Genomic DNA, 15,485 nt, shown 5'->3' with positions numbered 1-15,485 from the left:
CTCGCCGATCCTCGGCCTCGAGCGCGTGCCCGACCCCGTGCGCGCGACGCGCCGGGCCCGTCGCGTGCGCGACGAGACGGTCGGGGCCGCGGCCGAGCGCTTCTACGCCGAGCCGCCGCAGATCGAGCGCGGCTGGGGCGCCCTGCTGATCGACACGCAGGGGCGTGCGTACGTCGACCTCGTCAACAACGTGACGGCGATCGGTCACTCCCATCCCGTGTTCGCCGACCGCGTCGCGCGCCAGCTGAACCTGCTCAACACGAACTCGCGCTTTCTCTACGACGCGTTCGCCGAGTTCTCGGAGCGGCTTCTCGCCCATTCCCCCGATCCGTCGCTCGACACGGTCATCCCGGTCAACAGCGGGTCAGAGGCGGTCGATCTCGCGCTGACGCTCGCGCGGGTCGCGACCGGCCGGCGCGATGTCATCGCCGTGCGCGAGAGCTATCACGGGTGGACGAGCGCCGCCGACGCGGTCAGCACGTCGGCGTTCGACAATCCGCACGCGGCCGACTCGCGCCCCGCATGGGTGCACCTCGTCGACGCGCCGAACGCCTACCGCGGGCGCCACCGCGGGCCGGATGCCGGCGCCGCCTACGCGCGCGAGGTCGCCGACCTGGCCCGCACGCTGACCGACGAGCGCCGCCCCGCCGGGGCGTTCATCTGCGAACCGGTGCTCGGCAATGCGGGCGGAGTGATCCCACCCGCCGGCTACCTCGTCGCCGTCGCCGAGGCCGTGCGCGCGGACGGCGGACTGATGATCTCCGACGAGGTGCAGGTCGGCTACGGCCGCCTCGGCGACGCGTTCTGGGGCAGCACGCTGCAAGGCCTCGTGCCCGACATCATCACGGTCGCCAAGGCCGCGGGCAACGCCTACCCGCTCGGGGCCGTGCTCACCCGCCGCGAGATCGTCGACGCGCTCGCCCGCGAGGGCACCTTCTTCTCATCGGCGGGTGGCACCCCGGTGAGCGCCGTCGCCGGCACCGCGATCCTCGACATCATCGACGACGAGGGCCTGCAGCAGAACGCGGCGCGGGTCGGCCGTGTGATCGCTGACGGCGTGCGGGCGCTGAGCGAGCGGCATCCGCTCATCGGCGCCGTGCACGGAACAGGTCTCTACCTCGGCATCGAGCTGGTGCGCGATCACGTCACGCTCGAGCCCGCGCGCGACGAAGCCGCCCGCGTCTGCGACCTGCTGCTCGGGCGCGGCTTCATCGTGCAGGCCGCCTCGGAGCGGCAGAACGTGCTCAAGGTCAAGCCGCCGCTCGTGCTCACCGAGCGCGACGCCCGGCGCTTCGTCGATGCCCTCGACGCCGTGCTGGGCGAGGTCGACTGAGCCCGCGCGTCCATCCTCGCTCGTAGGGTGGATGCCATGGCATCGTCCCTTCGGCCTCCGCTCACCCGTCGCTCGCCCGAAGAGGTCGGCATCCCCTCCGCCGCCCTCGTCGCCCTCGCCGAACGGCTGCACGACGAGGGCCTCGACCCGCATGCGCTACTCGTCGCGCGCGGCGGCGAGGTCGTGTTCGAGACCGCCTGGGCGCCGTACACCCTCGACCGCCCGGCGCTCGTCTACTCGGCATCCAAGACCTTCACGTCGCTCGCGATCGGCTTTCTCGCCGACGAGGGGCGGCTGTCGTTGGATGCCTCGGTCGCGAGCCTGCTCGACGTGACCCCGCCGCCCGGAGCGCCGACCCTCACCGTGCGGCACCTGCTGACGATGAACACGGGGCACGATGCCGCCCAGATCAACGCCATCGGCGAAGACCCGCGCGAGCTCGTGCGCGTTCTGCCCGCACACGAGCCGGGCACGTTCTTCGCTTACAACTCGCCCGCCACGCACGCGCTGTCGGCGATCGTCACCGCCGTCACGGGCGAGCCGCTCACGTCCTACCTGCGGCCCCGGCTGCTCGACCCGCTCGGCGTCGGCGACCGCTGGATGAGCGCGGTCGGGGGCATCGAGCACGGGGCATCCGGCTACCACCTCACCGTCGACGACCTCGCCCGCACCGCGACGATGCTCGGCGCCGGCGGCGTGTGGCAGGGTCGCCAGGTCGCGCCGGCCTGGTACGTCGATGAGCTCAGCCGCCCGTGGTCGGTGACCGCCGACTTCGACGGCCCGCCCGCCGGCGAGGGCGAAGTGAACGACTGGGCGCTCGGCTACGGCTACCAGGTGTGGCGCGGGCGGCACGGGTTCCGCCTCGACGGCGCCGCCGGACAGTTCGGTCTCGTGCTGCCCGAGCACGACCTCGTCATCGCCTACCAGGGCGCGACCCTCGACACCCAGGCCACGCTGCGCGCGTTCTGGGCCTTCGTCGACGCGGTCGAGATCGCCGCCGCGGCGGGCGCCGCGGATGGTGGTGCGGCCGGTGCCGGTGCCGGCGAGGGTGCCGACGCCGGTGCGCTTGGCGCTGCCGTGGTCGCCGCACGCGACACGTGGGATGCCCGCGACCTGCTCCCGATCATGCCCGAGGCCCCGTTCGACACGACCGGCCTCACCCTCGTCGACGCACCCGAGATCGGTGCGGCTGGCGGCTGGATTCTCACCCTTCCGGGCGTGGGGGAGCTGCCCGTCGGCACCGAGTGGCGCGAGACCGTGCTCACAACCTCGGAGAATCAGACGCCCGAAGGCTCAGAAGACCCCGAAACGGCCGACGGGGCCCGAGTCTCCGAGGTTGTGAACACGCCGCCGGCCGACCGCCTCGCCCTCGCGACGCGCGGAGAGGCCCGCGACGACGGGTCGGTGCTCGTGCACGTGGTCGACACGACCTCCCCGCACCGGGCGATCGTCGTGCGCGAGCTCGACGGCGCGCTCCGCGCGGGGTGGCACATCCCGCCGCTGTGGCGCGGCTGGGAGGGGCTGCACGTGCCGGCATCCGTCATCGCGCCCGCCGGCACCGCGCCCGCCGGCGAGACCAACCCCGCGCCCATCACGAACACGACCCACGCGGCGGCGCTGCTGCTCGACATGGACGGCACCCTCGTCGACTCGCACGCCGTCGTCGAGCGGCTGTGGACCGAGTGGTCGCTCGCGCACGGCGTCGATCCGGCGCAGACCCTCGCGATCATCCACGGGCGTCAGGGGCAGGACTCGATGGCGCTGCTGCTGCCCGACCGCCCGCATGACGAGAACCTCGCCGAGAACCGCGTGCTGCTCGCCGCCGAGACGGCTCAGACCGACGGCGTCGTCGCGATCGCCGGCGCCGCACAGCTGCTCGACGATCTGACCGACCTGCCGCACGCCCTCGTGACCTCGGCGAGCCGAGACCTCGCGCGGGCGCGCATGGATGCCGCGGGCCTCCGCATGCCCGCCACCGCCGTCACCGCCGAAGACGTCGCGCGCAGCAAGCCCGACCCCGAGGGGTTCGTCGCCGCAGCCCGCGCGCTCGGCGTCGACCCGGCCGCGTGCATCGTGGTCGAAGACTCGGCGAACGGCATCGCCGCGGGGATCGCGGCCGGCATGCGCGTGATCGGCGTCGGACCGCACGCCGCCGAGGCCGGCCCGACGTGGCTCGTGGCGGATGCCACGGGCATCCGTGTCACGCCCGACGCCGACGGCGGCCTCGCGGTCACGATCGGCTGACGCCCCCGCCCCGGCGAGCAGGACCCGCGTCAGCGACCCGACGAGCCGCGTCGTCAGTCCGTCGCGGCGGCGTCATGCCCCTCGGAGAAGCTGAGGTTCTTGCCGAACGCCTTGCCGATGACGAGGACGATCCCGACGATCACGAGCCCGAGCGCGAGGCCGGCGATCGCCGAGACGAGGGTGTCGCCGATCCAGACGACGACGGGCCCGGCGGGCTCGAGGAAGTGCTCCACGGCGTGCAGCACGTCGAGCGGTGCGTGCCAGCCGACCTCGGCGAGGTTCGCAATCACGAGGTGACCGCCGACCCACAGCATCGCGATGGTGCCGATGATCGAGATCACCCGGAAGACGCCCGGCATCGAGCGCACGATGCGCATGCCGGTGTGGCGCACCCGCGGAGAGTCGCCGCGCGCCATCCGCAGGCCGATGTCGTCGAGCTTGACGAGCAGCGCGACCGTGCCGTAGACGAGAGCGGTCATCGCCAGGGCGATCACCGCGAGCACGGCCAGCCGCGACCAGAAGTCGAGTTCCGGGTCGATGTTCGACAGCCCGATCAGCATGATCTCGGTCGAGAGGATGAGGTCGGTGCGCACGGCGCCGAGCACGAGGCGCTTCTCGTCGCGTCCGCCCTCGTCGTGACCGCCGTGATGGAAGCCGAACCACTCGAGCACCTTCTCGGCGCCCTCGAAGCACAGGTACGCCCCACCGACGATCAGCAGCCACGGCAGCACCCACGGCGCGAACGCGGTGAGCAGCATCGCGAGCGGAATGATGATGAGGAACTTGTTCGCGAGCGAGCCGAGGGCGATCCGGCCGACGACGGGCAGCTCTCGGGCGGGGGACAGCCCCTGCACGTACTGCGGCGTGACCGCGGCGTCGTCGATGACCACCCCCGCCGATTTGGCGGATGCCTTGAGCGCGGCGCTCAGGATGTCGTCGACAACGGCGAGCAGACCCACAGACATAGGAGCCACACTACCGGGCGCGCCGGCGGTCTCGATTTGACTCCGTTCGAATCGATTCGATACAGTGGTGTCGCAGCGCCCTGTCCGGGGCGCTTTCGTCGTTCCCCCGAAGAGTCCCCCATGCCCCGCACCCTCACCACCGGCAGCCCGTGGCGCGTCATCCTGGCGTTCTCGGTGCCGCTGCTGATCGGCAACGTCGTGCAACAGCTCTACCAGTTCGTCGACGCGATCGTGGTCGGGCGGCTGCTCGGCGTCGACGCCCTCGCCGCCGTCGGCGCCACGGGCGCGCTGCTGTTCCTGCTGCTCGGGTTCACCTGGGGTCTGACGAGCGGTTTCGCGATTCCGACGGCGCAGGCCTACGGGGCGAGAGACTTCGCCGCGGTGCGCCGCTCCGTCGCGACGGGCGCCGTGCTGTCCGCCGCGACGACCGTCGTGCTGACGGTGTTCGCGCCGATGGTCGCGGGCCCCGTGCTGCAACTGCTGCAGACCCCGGCCGAACTGCTGCCCGGAGCGACCGTGTTCGCGCAGATCAGCTTTCTCGGCACCGGGGCGATCGTCGCGTTCAACTTCCTCGCCTCGGTCATCCGTGCGATCGGTGATTCGCGCACCCCGCTCATCTTCTTGACCGTGTCGTGTCTGCTCAACGCGGGCCTCGTCATCGTCATGGTCGGCCCGCTCGGCTGGGGCATCGCGGGCGCCGCGCTCGCCACCGTCGTGGCGCAGGCGGTCTCGGTGCTGCTGTGCCTCGACTACGTGCGCCGCCGCGTGCCGGTGCTGCACGTGCGCCGGTTCGACTGGCGTGTCACGCGCACCGACCTCGCCGAGCACCTGCGCCTCGGTCTGCCGATGGGCTTCCAGGCATCCATCATCGCGATCGGCACGCTCACCGTGCAGGTCGCGCTGAACACCCTCGGCGCCGAGGCGGTCGCCGCCTACACCACCGCGTCGCGCGTCGACGGCCTTGCGGTGGCGCTGCTGCAGTCGCTCGGCCTCGCGGCATCCATGTACGCGGCGCAGAACCTCGGCGCGCGCCGGCCCGATCGCATCCGCCGCGGCGTCCGCCAGGCGCTGCTCATGGCGACGGTCGCGGGGCTCGTGCTCGGCGCGCTGCTGATCACGTTCGGCGGCGATCTGGTGCGGCTGTTCGTCGGCGACGGCTCGGAGCGCGTCGTCGACCTCGCGACGCTCATGCTGCACATCAACGGACTCTTCTACTGGGTGCTCGCGGTGCTGTTCATCCTGCGCGGTTCGCTGCAGGGGCTCGGCTCGACCGTCATCCCGACCGTCACGGGGCTCATCGAGCTCGTCATGCGCGTCGGTGCGGCGCTCATCCTCGGTCACCTCATGGGGTTCGAGGGCGTCGTGTGGTCGAACCCGCTCGCCTGGATCGGCGCGTGCGTCGTGCTCGTCCCCGCGTTCCTGCGCGCGAACCGCCGGCTCGCCGCGCTGCCGGTCGACCCGATCGAGGTCACCGAGACGACCGCGATCCCGATCGTCGGCCCCACTGACGGGTCGATGGTGGTGGATGCCGTGGTCACGGCATCCATGCCGATCATCCGCCCCGGGTTGAATGGTGGCACTGGGTCGAGCGGCGGCACTGGATCGGGCGGCGACAGGGTGCAGCGGCGGCGGGGCCTGCGCAGGCTCACCCGCCGCAGCCGCGCGTCGCGGGAGTAGCCTCTCAGGCAGACGGAAGGGGCTGCCATGAAAGCCGTGCTCGGAGACACCGTGATCGCAGAGGCGCCGCGCGAGGATCTCATCTCGATCGAGGGCAACTGGTATTTTCCGCCCGCGAGCGTGCACCAGGAGCTGCTCGTCGAGAGTCCGACGCCGTACACCTGCCCGTGGAAGGGCGAGTGCCAGTACTTCACCGTGCAGGTCGGGGGCGACCGGTTCGCCGACCGGGCGTGGAGCTACCCGCACCCCTACCCCTCGGGAATAGAGCGGGTCGGCAAGGACTTCTCGGGATATGTCGCTTTCTGGAAGGAGATCCGTGTCGTCGATTGACCAGGTGCCCGCGGGGGCGGTTCCGCTCGCCCAGCTCACCGAGATGCCCGACCCGCAGTACATCATGGTCGGCGACGGTCTGCGCATCGCGACCTACTCGTGGGGTGACGACGTCGACCCCGTGGTCGTCGTGGTGCACGGGTTCGCCTCGAGCACGAAGGACAACTGGGTCGCGACCGGATGGGTGCGCGACCTGCTCCGCGCCGGCTATCGGGTGATCGGTCTCGACCAGCGCGGGCACGGGGCGAGCGACAAGCCGCACGAGCCGGGCGAATACTCGATCCGTCAGCTCGCCGGCGACGTCGAGTCGGTGCTCGACACGTACCTCGTCGACGACGCGCGCTACGTCGGCTATTCGCTCGGCGCGCGCGTCGGGTGGGAGGTCGTGCAAGACATCCCGGTGCGCATCCCGCGCGCGGTGCTCGGGGGTGTGCCCGATGGCATCCCGCTGGCACGCCTCGACATGGACCAGGTGACCGCGCTCATCGAACACGGCACCCCGGTGACCGACCCCGTGACGCAGAACTACATCCGGCTGACCGAGCGGGTGGCGGGCAACGATCTGCGCGCCCTGCTCGCGATCGTCGGGGGCATGCGCGAGTCGAAGACCGTCGATCCCGATGCCCGGCACGCCCCGCAGCAGCCCGTGCTGTTCGCGACCGGATCCCTCGACGCGATCATCGACGGCTCGCGGGCGCTCGCCGCCGCGACCCCGCAGGCGCGCTTCCTCGAGATCCCCGACCGCCACCACTTCAACGCCCCCGGATCGCGGGTGTTCCGCCAGGCCGCGATCGAGTTCCTCGGGGAGTGACCCGCGCCCCTGGCATCCGTCCGTCGCGGGTGTCGGGGCTGGGTCGCGCTCGCGCCCGCGCGGAGATCTGCGTAACTGCGGATGCCTGGGCGCGAGGAGTCCGCGGTTGTGCAGATGTCCGCGGTTGTGCGCGGGCCCGCGGTGCGCGCCGGGTTGCGTCCGCGCGGAGATCTGCGTAACTGCGGATGCCTGGGCGCGAGGAGCCCGCGGTTGTGCAGATCTCCGCCGTTGTGCGCCGCCGCGAGCCCGCCCCCGGCGACCCACGACGTCGGGCCCCGGCCGTAGGCTGGCGGCATGATCCGCGTCGCCACCATCGGTACGAGCACCATCACAGAGCGGTTCGCGGATGCCGTGGCGCACGCCGACGGCATCCGTATCGAGGTGGCGTACTCGCGCGGCGCCGAGCGCGGGGCGGCGTTCGCCGAGAAGATCGGGGCTCCGCGCGCGAGCGACGACCTGGGGGCGCTGCTGCGGTCGGGCGAGATCGATGCCGTGTACGTCGGGTCGCCGAACGGGGCGCACGCCGAGCAGGCGCGGGATGCCATCGACGCAGGCGTGCACGTCTTTCTCGAGAAGCCCGCGACGCCCACGGCGGCCGAGTTCGAGGCGCTGGTCGATCACGCGAAAGCCCGCGGGGTCATCGTGTTCGAGGGCATGCGCAACGTCTACGACCCGGGCATGGCGCGCGTGGCCGAACTGCTGCCGCAGATCGGCCCGGTGCGGCTCGTGTCGTTCGGGCAGTCGCAGTACTCGGCGCGCTACGACCTGGTGCTCGCGGGCGAGACCCCGAACATCTTCGACCCGGCGCTCGCCGGCGGCGCGCTGTTCGACCTGGGCGTCTACCCGCTGAGTGCGATCGTGCACCTGTTCGGCGCTCCGACGTCGGTCACGGGCTCGACCGTGACGATCGCGACCGGCGCCGACGGCGCAGGAGCGGCCGTGCTCACCTACCCGGGCCTCGTGGGGCAGGTGTCGTTCTCGAAGATCGGCGTCTCGCACCGGCCGAACGAGATCCAGGGCGAGTGGGGCACGATCGAGATCGACGAGATCACCGCACCGCGCGAGATCGCGCTGAGCCTGCGCGCACGGGGCGGCGCTCCGGCCTCGCACACCGCCGACCGGATCGAGGGCGTCGAGAACAACATGGTCTACGAGGTGCAGCGCTTCGCCGCGCTCGTGCGCGGTGAGGCCGACGCGACGCCCGACCAGCAGCGCACCCTCGCGGTGCTGCGCGCCGTCGAGGCGATCCGCGGCGCGGGCGGTTGACGGCGGCGGCTGACGGACAGCCAGCATACGAAGAGCCCGCCGAACACCACGAAGAAGAGCAGAAAGAGAACGAGAGAGGGCGCCGACATGGCCGACACGAAGAGCGGGTTCAGCGCCGCCGAGCGCGCCGCGATGGCGCAGCGCGCCGATGAGCTGCGCGCCGCCAAGGGACTCAAGGGCGCCGCGAAGCTCGCCAAAGAGCTCGAGGCGTGCATCGCGGCGATCGATGCGCTCGAGGGCACCGACAAGGCGGTCGCCACCGCCCTGCACCGCATCGTGGGAGAGGTCGCCCCGCACCTCGAGCCGAAGACCTGGTACGGCTTTCCGTCGTACGCGCGCGAGGGCAAGCTGATCGTCTTCTACCAGCCCGCCTCGAAGTTCGACACCCGCTACGGCACGGTCGGCTTTCAAGAAGATGCGCGCCTCGACGACGGCGAGATGTGGGCCACCTCGTTCGCGGTGATCGAGGTGACGGATACCGTGGAGCAGCGCCTGCGCGCCCTCGTCGCCCAGGCGGCCGGCTGAACCCGCGCGCCTCGTAACGCCGCGGCGGTGCCGGGCAGACGACTTAGACTGGGGAGGTTCCCTTTCGCCTGCCCAGATGAGCACCACGTGACCGACGCGCCGACCCGCACCTTCGAGGTGCGCCACCTGCAGCTCGCGCGCGCCTTCCTCGCGGCGTTGGCGGCGATCATGATCACCTTCTCCGCCGATCACTCGGCGGCTGTCGGTCTCGCCGTCTTCAGTGGTTTCGCGATCGCGACGGCGCTCGTCTTCTTCGTCGCGGCGTGGCTCGTGTTCGGCGCGGGCGAACGCATTCCGGCGGTGCTCCTCGGAATCGTCACCCTCGTGGCCGGCATGATCACCGGCATCCCGCCACTGCGCAGCACGACGCTGTTCTTCGTGACGGTCATCGCCTGGGCGGTGATCTCGGGGCTCATCGAGCTGATCGCGGGGCTGCGCGCGCGCAAGACGGGCGACCCGTTCGCGCGCGACGCGATCCTGATCGGCGCGGTGACCCTCGCCCTCGCGGTGGCGCTGCTGCTCGTGAACCCCGCCTACAGCCTCGAATACGCCATCAAAGAGGCGGGCGCGACCTTCACCCTCACCGGCATCACGATCGGGGTGGGCCTGTTCGGCGGCTACGCCGCGATCGTGGCGGTGTTCCTCGGCATCGCCGGGTTCTCGCCGCGCCGCACCAGCCTGACTCCGGCCGACACCGGCGTCAACGCCTCGACCACCCCGACAGCGGAACCCGGCGACGCGCCGGCGCGCCCCGCAGGAGAGACCGCATGACCGACCCCCGTCCCACCCGCCGCGACCTCATGAAGCCGGTGCAGCTGCTCGGCTTCGCGTTCGCCGCGGCGGCCTTCGGTGGCATCATCACGCTCGTCTCGATGGGGTTCTTCCAAGACCTCGACGGCGACGAGCGTCTGCACGTCATCGTCGTCTCGCTCATCGTGGCGGGCATCGCGTTCATCGCGACGCTCGTGATCATCGCGCTGCTCATGCTCGCGGTCGATCCCGCCCAGATCACCAAGCCCGTCGATCAGGGCGTGCTGTTGCCCGAGTCGGGCGACGACGCCCCCGCCGAGACTGCGCACGGCGACGACGGTCCGGATGCCTCGGCATCCGACCGACCGTCCGGCCACTGACGGCCCGACCCGCGTCAGGCGGCGCTCAGACCTCGTCGACGAGGCGGTCGGCGAGGCCTGTGTAGGTCGCGGGCGTCAGTGCGACCAGGCGCGCCTTGGCATCCGCTCCGATGTCGAGCCCCTCGACGAAGGCGACCAGCTCGGGCCCGCCGACGCGGCGGCCGCGGGTCAGCTCTTTCAGCAGCGCGTAGGGGTCGGTGATCTGCGAGCGCCCGGCGACGATCTCGGCGCGCACGACGGTCTGGATCGCCTCGGCGAGCACCTCCCAGTTGCCGTCGAGGTCGCGCAGCAGCACGTCGCGCGCGAGCAGGATCTCGGTGAGCCCGCGCTGCAGGTTGTCGAGCGCGAGCAGCGAGTGCCCGAACGCGACGCCGATGTTGCGCTGCGTGGTCGAGTCGGTGAGGTCGCGCTGCATGCGGCTCGTGACGAGGGTGGATGCCAGGGTCGCGAACAGTCCGCCGGCGATCTCGAGGTTTGCCTCAGCGTTCTCGAACCGGATCGGGTTGATCTTGTGCGGCATGGTCGACGAGCCGGTCGCTCCGGCCACCGGGATCTGCGCGAAGAAGCCGAGCGAGATGTAGGTCCAGATGTCGGTGGCGAGGTTGTGCAGAATGCCGCCCGCGTGCCGCGCCCGGTCGTACAGCTCGACCTGCCAGTCGTGCGACTCGATCTGCGTCGTCAGCACGTTGAAGTGGATGCCGAGGCTCTCGATGAACGTGCGGGAGAGCTCCGGCCAGTCGACGTCGGGGGCGGCGACGACGTGCGCCGACCACGTGCCGGTCGCGCCCGAGAACTTCGCCAGGTACTCGCCGCCTTCGATCTGGGCCGCGACGCGCTCGAGCCGCCACGCGAAGACGGCGAGCTCTTTGCCCATCGTCGACGGGGTCGCCGGCTGGCCGTGCGTGCGCGAGAGCATCGCGGCGTCGCGGTGCTCGCGGGCGAGGTCGCCGAGCGCGGCGATCACGGCGCGCAGCTTCGGCAGCCAGACGTGTTCGACGGCGCGCTTGACGGTGAGGGCGTACGAGGCCGAGTTGATGTCTTCGCTCGTGCAGGCGAAGTGGGTGAGCTCGGCGATCGCGTCGAGGCCGAGGGATGCCAGTCGGTCGCGCACGAGGTATTCGATGGCCTTCACGTCGTGGCGAGTGACCGCCTCTTTCTCGGCCAGCCAGTCGATCTCGGCCTGACCGAAGTCGCGGTACAGGGCGCGCAGGCTGTCTTTCTGGGCATCCGTCAGCGGCGTCGCGCCGAACAGGCCGCGCTCGGCGAGCAGGATGATCCACTCGACCTCGACCTCGACGCGCGCACGGTTCAGGCCCGCCTCGGAGAGGTAGTCCGACAGACCGGCGACGGCGGCGCGGTAGCGGCCGTCGAGGGGGCTGAGCGGCTGCGGCGGCAGGGAGGAGGTGGTCACGAGGCTCCGATCGTGGCAGGGTGCGCGGGGCCGCGCACCGGATTCCTGCGCCGCCGTCGTCAGATGGTCGGGCGGATCGCGGGTTCGAGCTGCCGGAAGAGCGCCCGGCTCGCACTCTCGATCATAGCGAGCACGTCGTCGAACATCTCCGGGCCGGCGTAGTACGGGTCGGGGACGTCGAGGGTGTCGCCGGCTGCGTCGTCGAACGCCAGCAGCAGGGCGAGTTTGTCGGCGTCGTCGGGCGTGCGCGCCCAGCTCGTCAGAATGCGCTCGTGCGAGCGGTCGAGGGCGACGATGAGGTCGTTGCGGGTGAAGTCGTCGAGGCTGAACTGGCGTGCGCGGTGCCGCTCGCCGTCGTATCCCCGGCGCGCGAGCGCCTCGATCGTGCGCCTGTCGGCCTGTTCGCCCACGTGCCAGTCGCCCGTGCCCGAACTCGTCGAGACGACGTGCGCGCCGAGGCCCCGGCGCTCGGCGAGGTCGCGAAAGACGATCTCGGCCATCGGCGAGCGGCAGATGTTGCCCGTGCACACGAACGCGACGCGATAGGGCTCAACGCTGGCGGGCACCACCCCATTGTGTCGGTCGCCGCGCTCGGGGGATAGTCCGGGCCGACGGCGACGATGGATGCCTCGCCCCCGCGGTCGGCCTTTGCCTGGCCGGTGCGTCCGGGGCGCACCGCCTCCTCCCCAAGCGGGGGTTCGGCCGAACTCTCCACCGATGCGCCCGTGGGCCTCCACGCGGCATCCGCGGCGCGGCAGGGTCGACGCATGGACCCCATCGACTCCACCGACTCGCCCGCCGCGGCGCACCGGGCCGTCGCCATCGCGGCGGCCCGGCGGCTCGTGCAGAACGCCCTGTCCGACGCGATCGCCCTGCGCGGGCGCCTCATGATGCTCGCGGATGCCACCGACTGGCGGGCCCGCGGCGCCGAGCACTACCGCGCCGGCATCGCTTCGCTGCGCTCGGACCTCGACCGGTTGGTGCAGCTGATCGCGGCGTCTGACGACGACCTCGCGGTGCAGCAGCGCCAGGCCGCGTCGATCGCCCCGCTCACCCCGTTCGCTCCGGTGGGGTGGTGACCGTGGCATCCGATGACGACCTCGACATCCGCAGCGGCGGCGTCGTCGCCGTCGACACCGAGACCCTGCGCGCCGCCGCCGCGCGGCTCATCGCCGAGGGCGCGCAGTGCGACGACCTGCGCGCGAGCCTCGACCAGGCGCGCCGGATCGTGCAGGCCGAGGGCGTGTGGTTCGTGCCGCCCGCCGGCGCTGCCGCCCAGGCGGGCGAGCGCAGCCGCCGCCTCGCGGGCGATCTGCAGACGATGGCCGACACCTACGAGGTCGCCGAACTCGTCTCGGCGGCGGCGGTCGCCGATGCGGCCGGCGACGGCGACCTGGCCTCCGACCTGCGGCAGCGCGCGCAGGGCATCGTGGCGGCCGATCCGTTCGTCGCCGCCAAGCTCACCGCCCTGGTCGCGCGGTGGCAGAGCCAGACCCGGATCGGGTTGACCGAGCAGTACACCCCGCCGCTGCTTCCCGGGATGGGCGCACCGGTCAACGTCGCTGCCCTCGCTCTGTTCGCGACGAGCCTGATCGGGATCGCCGGGCGCGGCACGGTCTCGCAGGGCACGCGGCTCGGCGGCCCCGCCGACCCCGTCGCGATCACGCGCAACGGCGTGGGCCGCACGTCGGCGCCGATGTCGCTGACGCAGGTCGTCGACCGCATCCCGCAGGGCGAGAACCGGGTGCGCGTCGAGCGGTACACCATGCCGAACGGCTCACGGCAGTTCATGGTCTACGCCGCCGGCACGGCCGGCGACGAGCGCGAGGCATGGGATTGGCCCGCGAACATCGACCTCTACGCCGATCACGAGCGCGCCGCGTCGTTCGAGGCGACGATGGCCGCCGTCGCCGATGCGGGGGCGCAGCCGGGTGACACCGTGAACCTCGCCGGGTACTCGCAGGGCGGGCTCGTGGCATCCTTCGTCGCCCTCGACGGCACCTACGACGTGCCGCTGCTGATCACCTTCGGCGACCCGGTGCAGGCCGATGTGGGCAGCGACACCCTGAGCGTCGCGCTGCGACACGACGACGACCCGGTGTCGGCGCTCGCGAACGGCGGCTTCGCGGCGGGAGTGGGCGCCGACGGCAGTTTCGTCGCCTCGCGCGACACCCCCGGCACGGCGTGGACCGGCGAGGGGGCGATCGGGTCGCACCAGCTCGATGCGTACCGCGAGACGGCGGGCATGCTCGACGGGTCGACCGACCCGCGCATGGACGCCGTGCGCGAGAGATGGCAGGCGCTCTCGCAGGCGACGTCGGTCGAGGCGTTCGTCTACGGCGCGGCCCGGGTGCCGGCCGAGATCGACCCCCTGAAAGTGCCCGCGATCTCGGGTGCGTGGCCCACACCGGCTCCGGGGCCTGCGCCGGGCGTGCCGCAGGTGCCGGCCGCGTCGGGTGTGGTCGGTTCGGCGACCGGCGTCAGTCGCGGCGGGTCTGCGGACGCAGGATGATGCCGAACACCCAGTTGATGAGCGAGATCACGAGCGCCGCGACGACGCCCAGCCAGAAGCTGCCGAGCGAGAGCCCCCAGCCCCACCACTGCGTGAACCACGCGGTGATCCACAGCAGCAGTCCGTTGATGACGAGCGAGATGAGCCCGAGCGTCAGCACGTAGAGCGGGAAGGCGACGATCTTGAGGACGGTGCCGATGAACGTGTTGACGAGCGCGAACACCGCCGCGATGGCGAGCAGCGTCAGCACGAGCTGCAGCGTCTCACCGGGCGGGAAGGGGGTGACGACGACCTCGAGCGCGGTGATGAGGGTCACGACCCAGATGGCGAAGGCGTTGACGACGACGCGGACGATGAAGCGCATGGTGCGGCTAGTCTCGCACGGGTCGTGAGCGGCGGGAAGACGCGCATGCGCGGCATCCGTAGACTTCTCGCGTGAGTGACCTTCCCGTGCGCATCCGTCCCGAGATCGCGGCGCTTCCCGCCTACAAGCAGGGCCGGCAGGCCGACGCCGACGCGTTCAAGCTCTCGAGCAACGAGAACCCGTTCGAGCCCTTGCCGAGCGTGGTTGCGGCGGTGCAGACGGCGGTGGCGTTCAACCGCTACCCCGATGCGAGCGCGTCGCGCCTGCGCGCGCGACTCGCCGAGCGCTACGGCGTGGGCGACGACGCCGTGCACATCGCCGCCGGGTCGGTGTCGATCCTCTACCAGCTGACGCAGGCGACGAGCGGTCCGGGCGACGAGATCCTCTTCTCGTGGCGGTCGTTCGAGGCCTACCCGGGCCTCGCGGTGGTCGCCGGCGCGAGGAGCGTCATGGTGCCGAACGACGCGCAGGGCGGGCACGACCTCGACGCTATGGCGGATGCCATCACCGACCGCACCCGCATGGTGATCGTCTGCACCCCCAACAACCCCACCGGCCCGGTCGTGACGCAGACCGCGTTCGACGCGTTCCTCGCGAAGGTGCCCGCCGACCTGCTCGTCGTGCTCGACGAGGCGTACGCCGAGTTCGTGACCGACCCCGACGCCGTCGCCGGCGCGACGGTGATCGCCGCGGGGCATCCGAACGTCGTCGTGCTCCGTACGTTCTCGAAGGCCTACGGGCTCGCGGGCCTGCGGGTCGGCTATGCCGTGGGTGATCCGCGCGTTCTCGACGCGGCCCGCGCCGCCGGCATCCCGCTGTCGGTCACGGCGGCCGCCGAAGAGGCCGCGCTCGCGAGCCTCGACGCCGAAGACGAACTGCGCGAGCGGGTGCGCGCGCTCGCCGCCCGCCGCGACGAC

Annotated in this window: 16 protein-coding genes; 12 read left to right on the top strand and 4 right to left on the bottom strand. The window is 71.8% G+C overall.

Going from position 1 to position 15,485, the window contains the following annotated elements; translation table 11 throughout:
• The coding region (locus tag G3N18_RS13450) for an aminotransferase class III-fold pyridoxal phosphate-dependent enzyme (RefSeq protein WP_196384789.1) at positions 1 to 1,333 on the top strand (1,333 nt) is incomplete at its 5' end.
• Between the two features lie 36 nt (positions 1,334 to 1,369).
• Positions 1,370 to 3,577, top strand: a complete 2,208-nt coding sequence (locus tag G3N18_RS13445; RefSeq protein ID WP_196384788.1) for an HAD-IA family hydrolase — start codon at positions 1,370 to 1,372, stop codon at positions 3,575 to 3,577.
• A gap of 53 nt (positions 3,578 to 3,630) precedes the next feature.
• Here the strand turns inward: G3N18_RS13445 and G3N18_RS13440 are convergent, their stop codons facing one another.
• Positions 3,631 to 4,542, bottom strand: a complete 912-nt coding sequence (locus tag G3N18_RS13440) for a DUF808 domain-containing protein (protein ID WP_196384787.1) — start codon at positions 4,540 to 4,542, stop codon at positions 3,631 to 3,633.
• Between the two features lie 120 nt (positions 4,543 to 4,662).
• Between G3N18_RS13440 and G3N18_RS13435 the strand changes: the two genes are divergently transcribed.
• The 7 genes from G3N18_RS13435 (at position 4,663) to G3N18_RS13405 (ending at position 10,281) form a co-directional block, all read left to right on the top strand.
• A complete protein-coding gene (locus G3N18_RS13435) occupies positions 4,663 to 6,219 on the top strand; it encodes an MATE family efflux transporter (protein WP_196384786.1) in 1,557 nt (518 codons plus the stop codon).
• 27 nt (positions 6,220 to 6,246) lie between these two features.
• Positions 6,247 to 6,549 carry a DUF427 domain-containing protein gene (locus G3N18_RS13430; protein WP_196384785.1) on the top strand — a complete coding sequence of 101 codons (303 nt, stop codon included), beginning with the start codon at positions 6,247 to 6,249 and terminating at the stop codon, positions 6,547 to 6,549.
• Positions 6,550 to 6,592: 43 nt separating this feature from the next.
• Positions 6,593 to 7,360: an alpha/beta fold hydrolase gene (locus G3N18_RS13425; RefSeq protein WP_196384791.1), complete on the top strand. Its 768-nt coding sequence runs from the start codon at positions 6,593 to 6,595 to the stop codon at positions 7,358 to 7,360.
• A gap of 294 nt (positions 7,361 to 7,654) precedes the next feature.
• On the top strand, positions 7,655 to 8,626 hold the full coding sequence (locus G3N18_RS13420; RefSeq protein WP_196384784.1) for a Gfo/Idh/MocA family protein: 972 nt from the start codon (positions 7,655 to 7,657) through the stop codon (positions 8,624 to 8,626).
• Between the two features lie 87 nt (positions 8,627 to 8,713).
• A complete protein-coding gene (locus G3N18_RS13415; protein ID WP_196384783.1) occupies positions 8,714 to 9,151 on the top strand; it encodes a hypothetical protein in 438 nt (145 codons plus the stop codon).
• 87 nt (positions 9,152 to 9,238) lie between these two features.
• The gene (locus tag G3N18_RS13410) at positions 9,239 to 9,922 is read left to right on the top strand and encodes an acyl-CoA synthetase (protein WP_338038590.1); all 684 of its coding nucleotides are present in this window, start codon (positions 9,239 to 9,241) and stop codon (positions 9,920 to 9,922) included.
• A complete protein-coding gene (locus G3N18_RS13405) occupies positions 9,919 to 10,281 on the top strand; it encodes an amino acid transporter (RefSeq protein WP_196384782.1) in 363 nt (120 codons plus the stop codon). The genes G3N18_RS13410 and G3N18_RS13405 overlap by 4 nt, the downstream gene beginning before the upstream one ends.
• A gap of 25 nt (positions 10,282 to 10,306) precedes the next feature.
• On the opposite strand, the gene purB is transcribed toward G3N18_RS13405, so the two are convergent.
• Positions 10,307 to 11,692, bottom strand: coding sequence for an adenylosuccinate lyase (gene purB / locus G3N18_RS13400; protein WP_338038589.1), 1,386 nt, complete (start codon positions 11,690 to 11,692; stop codon positions 10,307 to 10,309).
• 59 nt (positions 11,693 to 11,751) lie between these two features.
• On the bottom strand, positions 11,752 to 12,258 hold the full coding sequence (locus G3N18_RS13395) for a low molecular weight protein-tyrosine-phosphatase (RefSeq protein WP_196384781.1): 507 nt from the start codon (positions 12,256 to 12,258) through the stop codon (positions 11,752 to 11,754).
• 201 nt (positions 12,259 to 12,459) lie between these two features.
• Between G3N18_RS13395 and G3N18_RS13390 the strand changes: the two genes are divergently transcribed.
• Together G3N18_RS13390 and G3N18_RS13385 are read left to right on the top strand one after the other, a co-directional pair.
• Positions 12,460 to 12,771, top strand: coding sequence for a hypothetical protein (locus tag G3N18_RS13390; protein WP_196384780.1), 312 nt, complete (start codon positions 12,460 to 12,462; stop codon positions 12,769 to 12,771).
• Positions 12,768 to 14,204 (top strand): hypothetical protein, encoded by a 1,437-nt coding sequence (locus G3N18_RS13385; RefSeq protein ID WP_206693248.1) that lies wholly within the window; start codon positions 12,768 to 12,770, stop codon positions 14,202 to 14,204. Before G3N18_RS13390 ends, G3N18_RS13385 begins: the two co-directional genes overlap by 4 nt.
• Here the strand turns inward: G3N18_RS13385 and G3N18_RS13380 are convergent.
• Entirely contained in the window at positions 14,173 to 14,568 is a 396-nt protein-coding gene (locus G3N18_RS13380; RefSeq protein WP_196384778.1) for a phage holin family protein, read from the bottom strand. The two genes, G3N18_RS13385 and G3N18_RS13380, sit on opposite strands and share 32 nt — an antisense overlap.
• 71 nt (positions 14,569 to 14,639) lie before the next feature.
• Here G3N18_RS13380 and G3N18_RS13375 point away from each other — a divergent pair.
• On the top strand, positions 14,640 to 15,485 hold an 846-nt coding region (locus G3N18_RS13375; protein WP_196384777.1), incomplete at its 3' end, for a histidinol-phosphate transaminase.

The organism is Microbacterium paulum, from assembly GCF_015707995.1.
In the GTDB taxonomy this organism is placed as follows: domain Bacteria; phylum Actinomycetota; class Actinomycetes; order Actinomycetales; family Microbacteriaceae; genus Microbacterium; species Microbacterium paulum.
This window is presented reverse-complemented; position numbering and strand designations above follow the sequence as displayed.

Coding starts and splice junctions, on each gene's coding strand:
- G3N18_RS13445 (WP_196384788.1), top strand. CDS start 1,370: ATGGCATCGTCCCTTCGGCCTCCGCTCACCCGTCGCTCGCCCGAAGAG.
- G3N18_RS13440 (WP_196384787.1), bottom strand. CDS start 4,542: ATGTCTGTGGGTCTGCTCGCCGTTGTCGACGACATCCTGAGCGCCGCG.
- G3N18_RS13435 (WP_196384786.1), top strand. CDS start 4,663: ATGCCCCGCACCCTCACCACCGGCAGCCCGTGGCGCGTCATCCTGGCG.
- G3N18_RS13430 (WP_196384785.1), top strand. CDS start 6,247: ATGAAAGCCGTGCTCGGAGACACCGTGATCGCAGAGGCGCCGCGCGAG.
- G3N18_RS13425 (WP_196384791.1), top strand. CDS start 6,593: ATGCCCGACCCGCAGTACATCATGGTCGGCGACGGTCTGCGCATCGCG.
- G3N18_RS13420 (WP_196384784.1), top strand. CDS start 7,655: ATGATCCGCGTCGCCACCATCGGTACGAGCACCATCACAGAGCGGTTC.
- G3N18_RS13415 (WP_196384783.1), top strand. CDS start 8,714: ATGGCCGACACGAAGAGCGGGTTCAGCGCCGCCGAGCGCGCCGCGATG.
- G3N18_RS13405 (WP_196384782.1), top strand. CDS start 9,919: ATGACCGACCCCCGTCCCACCCGCCGCGACCTCATGAAGCCGGTGCAG.
- G3N18_RS13390 (WP_196384780.1), top strand. CDS start 12,460: ATGGACCCCATCGACTCCACCGACTCGCCCGCCGCGGCGCACCGGGCC.
- G3N18_RS13380 (WP_196384778.1), bottom strand. CDS start 14,568: ATGCGCTTCATCGTCCGCGTCGTCGTCAACGCCTTCGCCATCTGGGTC.